General features: G+C 29.9%; 6 protein-coding genes. All 6 read left to right on the top strand.

Features of this window, described 5'->3' with window-relative positions:
* On the top strand, positions 1-2,012 hold a 2,012-nt coding region (locus ACU68U_RS06030; RefSeq protein WP_446762931.1), incomplete at its 5' end, for a MucBP domain-containing protein.
* 46 nt (positions 2,013-2,058) lie between these two features.
* Positions 2,059-2,658: a class C sortase gene (locus ACU68U_RS06025; RefSeq protein ID WP_446762930.1), complete on the top strand. Its 600-nt coding sequence runs from the start codon at positions 2,059-2,061 to the stop codon at positions 2,656-2,658.
* Positions 2,659-2,865: 207 nt separating this feature from the next.
* A complete protein-coding gene (locus ACU68U_RS06020) occupies positions 2,866-3,177 on the top strand; it encodes a hypothetical protein (protein ID WP_241673672.1) in 312 nt (103 codons plus the stop codon).
* 30 nt (positions 3,178-3,207) lie between these two features.
* The gene (locus ACU68U_RS06015; RefSeq protein ID WP_446762929.1) at positions 3,208-4,110 is read left to right on the top strand and encodes a hypothetical protein; all 903 of its coding nucleotides are present in this window, start codon (positions 3,208-3,210) and stop codon (positions 4,108-4,110) included.
* Entirely contained in the window at positions 4,043-5,548 is a 1,506-nt protein-coding gene (locus ACU68U_RS06010; RefSeq protein WP_446762928.1) for a hypothetical protein, read from the top strand. The genes ACU68U_RS06015 and ACU68U_RS06010 overlap by 68 nt, the downstream gene beginning before the upstream one ends.
* Positions 5,541-6,359: an ATP-binding cassette domain-containing protein gene (locus ACU68U_RS06005; RefSeq protein WP_446762927.1), complete on the top strand. Its 819-nt coding sequence runs from the start codon at positions 5,541-5,543 to the stop codon at positions 6,357-6,359. The genes ACU68U_RS06010 and ACU68U_RS06005 overlap by 8 nt, the downstream gene beginning before the upstream one ends.
* Positions 6,360-6,382: the final 23 nt, after the last annotated feature.

The following is a 6,382-nucleotide window of genomic DNA, read 5'->3' as shown; positions in this document are numbered from 1 at the left end:
TAACTGACCTTCTACCAGCAAAACAAACTGGAAAAGTTAAAGGCGATGTAGTAACACCAACAGAGCCAGAAACAAAAGAAGTAAAAGTTAAAGATGGAACATGGAAATTTGTAAGTTACGACAAAGATAGCAAAACTGTAGAAGATAAAGATGTAGAATTCACAGGAACATGGGAATTCACACCAAAAACTACTCCTACAGAAGTAGTAACAGAATTTGTCGATGAAAATGGTAATACTATTTCTACTAAGGAAAATGGAACAAAAGACAAAAAAGATATTGATGGATATGAATTTGTAAGAACCGAAAAAGATGATAAGGGTAATACAAAACACATCTACAAGAAGAAAACTACTCCTCCTACTACAGAGGTAGTTACTAAATATGTAGATGAAAAGGGAAATCCTATTAATCATGAAGAAAAAGGAAAGCAAAATAAAAAAGATATTCCTGCTTACGAGTATGTAAAGACTTACACAGACAAAGATGGAAATACTGTTCATGTTTATAGACTTAAACAAAATCCAACCCCATCAGTAGAGACTAGATATGTTGATGAAAAAGGAAATCAACTACTTCCTCCAAAGGAAGGAACAAAAGATCCAGTAACCATTGAAGGTTACACTATTATAAATACTAGAACAGATGAAAATGGTAACACAATTCACACTTATAGTAAAAATCCTACTGAAGGCGTTGAAACAAGATTTGTAGATACTGAGGGTAATCAAATACTTGCTGATAAGGCTGGTACCCTTGACCCATCACTTATAAATGGATATGAATTTGTAGGAACAAAAACCGATGAAAAAGGAAATACAACTCACATCTACAGGAAATTACCTACTCCTTCTAAAGAAGTAGTTACTAAATTCCTCGATGAAAACGGAAATAAACTTGCTTCTCCTCTAAAAGGTAGAAATCCAAGCAAAGAAATTCCAGGATATGAAATACTAAGAACAGAAACAGATTCTGATGGCAACATTATCTATGTTTACAGAAGAAAAGCACCTGAGTCTCAAAAGGTTACTAAATATGTAGATGAAAATGGAAATGAAATTTCTAAGTCTACAAAGGGTGACAATCCTAAGAAGTATATAGGTGGCTATGAGTTTGTAAAAACTACAACTGATAAAGACGGCAATACCGTTCACATCTACAAGAAGAAAACTACTCCTACACCAGCTGTAGTTACAGAGTATGTCGATGAAGATGGAAAAACTATTGCTCCACAAGAAAATGGAACAAAAGACAAAAAAGACATCGATGGATATGAATTTGTAGAAACTAAAACTGATGAAAAAGGTAATACAAAACATATCTACAAGAAGAAAACTACTACTCCTACTACAGATGTAGTAACTGAATTCGTTGATCAAGAAGGAAATACAATTTCTCCTAAGGAAAATGGTAAACAACCTAATAAAGACATTGAAGGATATGAATTTGTAGAAACTAAAACTGATGAAAAAGGTAATACAAAACATATCTACAAGAAGAAAACTACTACTCCTACTACAGATGTAGTAACTGAATTCGTTGATCAAGAAGGAAATACAATTTCTCCTAAAGAAAATGGTAAACAACCTAATAAAGACATTGAAGGATATGAATTTGTAGAAACTAAAACTGATGAAAAAGGCAATACAAAACATATCTACAAGAAAGTCACACCACCTACAGATGTAGTTACTGAATATGTAGACGAAGATGGTAAGACTATTGCTGATAAGGAAAATGGAAAAAAAGACAAAAAAGACATTCCTGGATATGAATTTGTAGAAACAAAAACTGATGAAAAAGGCAATACCGTTCACATCTACAAGAAGAAAACTAATACTCGACTTATAACTCAAGGCAATAATACAATAAATTCAAGCTCTCCAAATAAAAAAGGCACTCTAGTAAATACTGGAGACGGAGTTAATGCATCAACATATGCAATAATAATGTTAGCTATTGGAGGAGTTTTGACAGGCATTGGTATTAGAAAAAAGAAGAAAGAGGCTTAGAGTATTGAAGAAATCAGGCTTTCTGATTAGTTTAGGAGGAGTGCTAATGATTATTTCATTAGCACTTCTTTTTATAAACTTTAACAGATTAGAATCCAAAAAAAACAGTGCTATAAATTTGGAAAATGAATTTCAGAATAATAAAGCAAAAAATAAAAAAAGCAAATTAAGTAAAGAAATAAAAAAAGAAAAAACAAAAAATGAAACAGGCGATAAAATTACTGACGATAATGCTATAGGAGTGCTCAGAGTAGATGATATAAAACTAATTTTGCCTATTTATATGAATACTTCAAGAAAAGCATTATCAAATGGATGTGGAATTGTCACAGATACAGACATGCCATCAAATAAGAACAATACAATGACTGTTTTAGCAGCTCATAGAGGTGGTAGAAACGAAGATTTTACATTTAAAAAAATAAATGAACTAAAGGATGGTTCTGTAATTAAAATTACAACAAAGACTCAAATTTTGTATTACGAAGTATATGGATACGAAATTATAGAACCAGATGATTGGAGTAGATTTATTAAAGAAGAAGATAAATCAAAGTTGTATTTAATGTCTTGTCATCCATATCCATACGATTCTCAGCGATTACTAATTAAATCTAAATTAATAAAAAGCGTTTCAAATGATTAAATTTATTTTCTAACTACTATTTGTTCATTTAAGCGACAAATAATTGCGAAAAGTCTTCTGCACTAAACAGTGTGGAAGATTTTTTTGCATTAAATTAGAAAATAATTTCTTAAAAATGTATATGAATTACACTAAAAAAAACAAATTAAAATTTTAGAAAAATAGATTAAAAAATAAAAAATAGGGTATATAATAAATAAGGAATTTATGAAAGGAGACTTAAAAATGAAAAAAATTTTATTTATCGTTATGATTGCATGTTTGACAGTGGTTTGTACAATAGATGCAAACGTTTCATCGGCTGTTAGTTCGGCAAGTTATTATGAATTAGAAAATGTTGAAAAAGATGAATACGGTGAGAACTTTACTTTTGAGAGGGGAAAATCACCTGTGAATTTTAAGTATGAAGATGTATATAATGACGGTTACAGTGGGAAACTTTATAGACAGAGATTAATTACTATTGATGTAACCAATAATACTGAGACTTGGTATTATTCGGGAGAAATTAGCAAATAATATTTTCTAAATTCAATGGAGGGAGACAATATGTTTGAACTGAAAAAACTTTACAAGTCGTTAATATTTCCAGTTGTAGTTATTATTTTTTGTGTGTATTCTTTTGTAACATTAAATAGTATAAAATATGAATATACTGATCAAGATTATTCATATTTTATAAAAACTAGAAATTATTTTGAAAACACAATGATGGAGTCTTTTGTATTCTCAAAATCATCTGAAAATAAAGAGGAACAGCAAAAATATTTGGATTTTAGCAAGATGAATTTTAATTCTTTGCAATACATAAAACCATTAGAATACGATGTGAGTATGTTGATGGAAGAGACAAAAGCTGCAAAGTATTCTTCAAAAACAGAGCATAATTTCTACAATGAATTATTGAACCAATATGATGAGATAAAATCGTTCAAACGACAAAACAACTTAAACAAGTTGGAGATGGATGCAATGTTCAGAGAATTGGATCCTTATTTTAATTTGATTCGTGATGAAATTAACAGATATGGATTCTACACTACATCCAATAATTTTAGTTTTTTCAAATCTTTTGGTTTCCTAATGGAAAATGTCATGAATGATATTTTCTTGTGTGTGGTTTTTCTTATAGCTGTATTTGCTAATGAGATGAATTTCAAAAATCTAAAATTAGATACTATTTCAGTAAGCTCCAAAAAAATTAGTATATGCAAGGCTTGTAAAGTATGTCGTATTCTTTGCGGTTGTAATCTTATCGATGATTGTGGGCAATATCATTTATTCTGTAGTAAATGGATTTCCAATGGGAAGCGCGCACGATATGATATTGAAAACTGTAACAAACCTAAAGACCGATTCACCTATAACAATGAATGTATACTCAATGGTACTTGCTTTAAAATACATTGGTACGGGGTTTTTGATTTACAGCATTGCGATGATGTTGTATGAGATTTTCAGAAGGTACATGAAACAAAATCTATCAATTTTTGTTGTTTTATCAATTTACTGGATAATTTCATTGCTATCTAAGAGATATAATCTATCGTTTAGTTTAAATAGTTTTCATAATTACGGTCAATTTTCAATATTAGTGCCAATTGTATTTCTGTTAATGGTTGCATGTTTAATCATTGTAAATAACAACAGATACAAGTTTATTTATCATAATTTTTCAAAAACATACTCGAAAATCGATATCAAAAATATTTTGCAATTAGATTTTGCCAAAATTATGAGAAGCAAATTATATAAGTATTTTTGTGTACTAACTGTAGTGGTAGCTGTGTTTTTCTGCTTTAATACGATAAAATACAAAAACATAAAATCAAGGGATGATTTACAAACTATTGACATCAGTATTGAAGTTGCAAAGATTAACGTTCACAACAATCCAAAAGACAAAAGAGAGAAGCAAAGACTAATTAATTTGGAAAATTTTAAAAAATCTTATGTTAACAGAGCTAATAATCCCACAGAATATTACAGTAATATGTTCCATTATTTGAATTCTAATTCGGAATTTGATGTAGAATGGATAGATCCAAGTACTTCTCGATCTAATGAGAATAGGGTGAATTATTTTATGAATAACAATTTAAAGCCCGATTCAAGTTATCAGATTGTTAGCAATGAGATTGAACAAAGTTTATTATCAAATAAAAAGCTTAAATTGTATAAAACAAAACAACATGACCCTACTGAACAAAAAGGACTTATAGGCAATGTAATATCTATGTATGAAAATGGGATTATTCCAGCCTTTACGTTGATTATTTGCTTGATGTTTACTCTTGAGTTTAAAAAGGAAAGGTCCAATGGAACTTTGAAGTTAGCTTTTGTGAATGAAAGGAAAAAAGAAGTCTGGAAATCAAAGCAGATTAATTCGTTTGTATTATCTGCCGGAATGTATATGGTGATTTTGGCAATTAGTATGATAATTGGATTATTTAACGGTGGACTTGGTGAGAAATTGTATCCAGTGTTTTGCTACGATTACAGTTATAACGGTGTAGTGGAGGGTGTGTTCAGGGCATCCAGTGGTTTCATTTTGCCAATGATTTTAATAAATATTTTGATAATTTTACTTGTGGTTAGTTTTTCAAATATGATGACTACATTCATCAAGAATGAAACTGTGAATATAATTGCTACAACTTTCTTGATTGTTTTGGGAATTATTATTAGCTATTTTGGAACTTTGGGTAAGTTTTTCTTATTGAATCCATTTAGTTCGTTGGATAGTTTGATGATATTAAAAGGCGGATACAATTATTTGAATGAGTTTAGTTTTTCTAATCCTATATATAATGTGATAATGATTGTATTTTATATTGTAGTGTTTAATTTGATATCAATGAAAAGGATGAAGGGGGATATTAATGCTTGAGATTAAAGGATTAAACAAATCTTACGGTGAAAACGAAGTATTAAAGGATTTGGATTTGAAATTAGATAAACCTGGTATTTACGCGTTAGTTGGACCAAATGGTATTGGTAAGACTACACTTATGGATATAATTTCTGATTTGACGAAGTACGATTCAGGAGAGATTAAGGTTAATGATATAGATAATAAAAATCCGGAGATTTTCAAGTATTTATCCTATGCAAGAAGCTTGGATATGCTGTATGATAATTTGACAGGGTTGGATCATTTTATTTTCGCAAAGAACTCACGCCATGTTTCTGATGAAAAGTTTGAGGAAGTGTTGAATATTTTTAAGGTTCATAATTTTATGAAGAGAAAAGTTAGCACTTATTCTCTGGGACAAAAACAAAAAACTTTGTTGACGTATTTTTTCATGGGAGATTATGATATTTACATTATGGACGAACCTGTAACAGGGTTGGATCCTACAAGCGTTATTTTGCTTAGAAATTATCTTCTGAAATTAAAAGATGATGGCAAGATAGTTGTGTTGTCATCTCATACTTTGTCAGAAGTGGACAAGTTAACAGACGATGTAATGTTTCTGGTGGATAAAAAAATAGCGTTTGAGAATTTGTCTGAGATTTCAAAGGAACAATACAAGGTTGTAACATCCGATAGTGAAAACCAAAGGGTTGTCAATATTGTGGCTAAGAATGATTTGGACGATTCTTTGAAGAAATTCATATCTGATGGTTTAATCATCGATTCGATAGAAAAATCAGATTACACTACAGAGGACAGATACATTGAATTGTACACAAAATAATTTGATTTTTTGCTAAATAAATA

It is taken from the genome of Finegoldia sp. P3-F-LR (genome assembly GCF_052932165.1).
Note: the sequence above shows the minus strand (reverse complement) of the source record. Positions and strands in the feature narration are given on the sequence as shown.

Coding starts and splice junctions, on each gene's coding strand:
- ACU68U_RS06025 (WP_446762930.1), top strand. CDS start 2,059: ATGATTATTTCATTAGCACTTCTTTTTATAAACTTTAACAGATTAGAA.
- ACU68U_RS06020 (WP_241673672.1), top strand. CDS start 2,866: ATGAAAGGAGACTTAAAAATGAAAAAAATTTTATTTATCGTTATGATT.
- ACU68U_RS06015 (WP_446762929.1), top strand. CDS start 3,208: ATGTTTGAACTGAAAAAACTTTACAAGTCGTTAATATTTCCAGTTGTA.
- ACU68U_RS06010 (WP_446762928.1), top strand. CDS start 4,043: ATGGTACTTGCTTTAAAATACATTGGTACGGGGTTTTTGATTTACAGC.
- ACU68U_RS06005 (WP_446762927.1), top strand. CDS start 5,541: ATGCTTGAGATTAAAGGATTAAACAAATCTTACGGTGAAAACGAAGTA.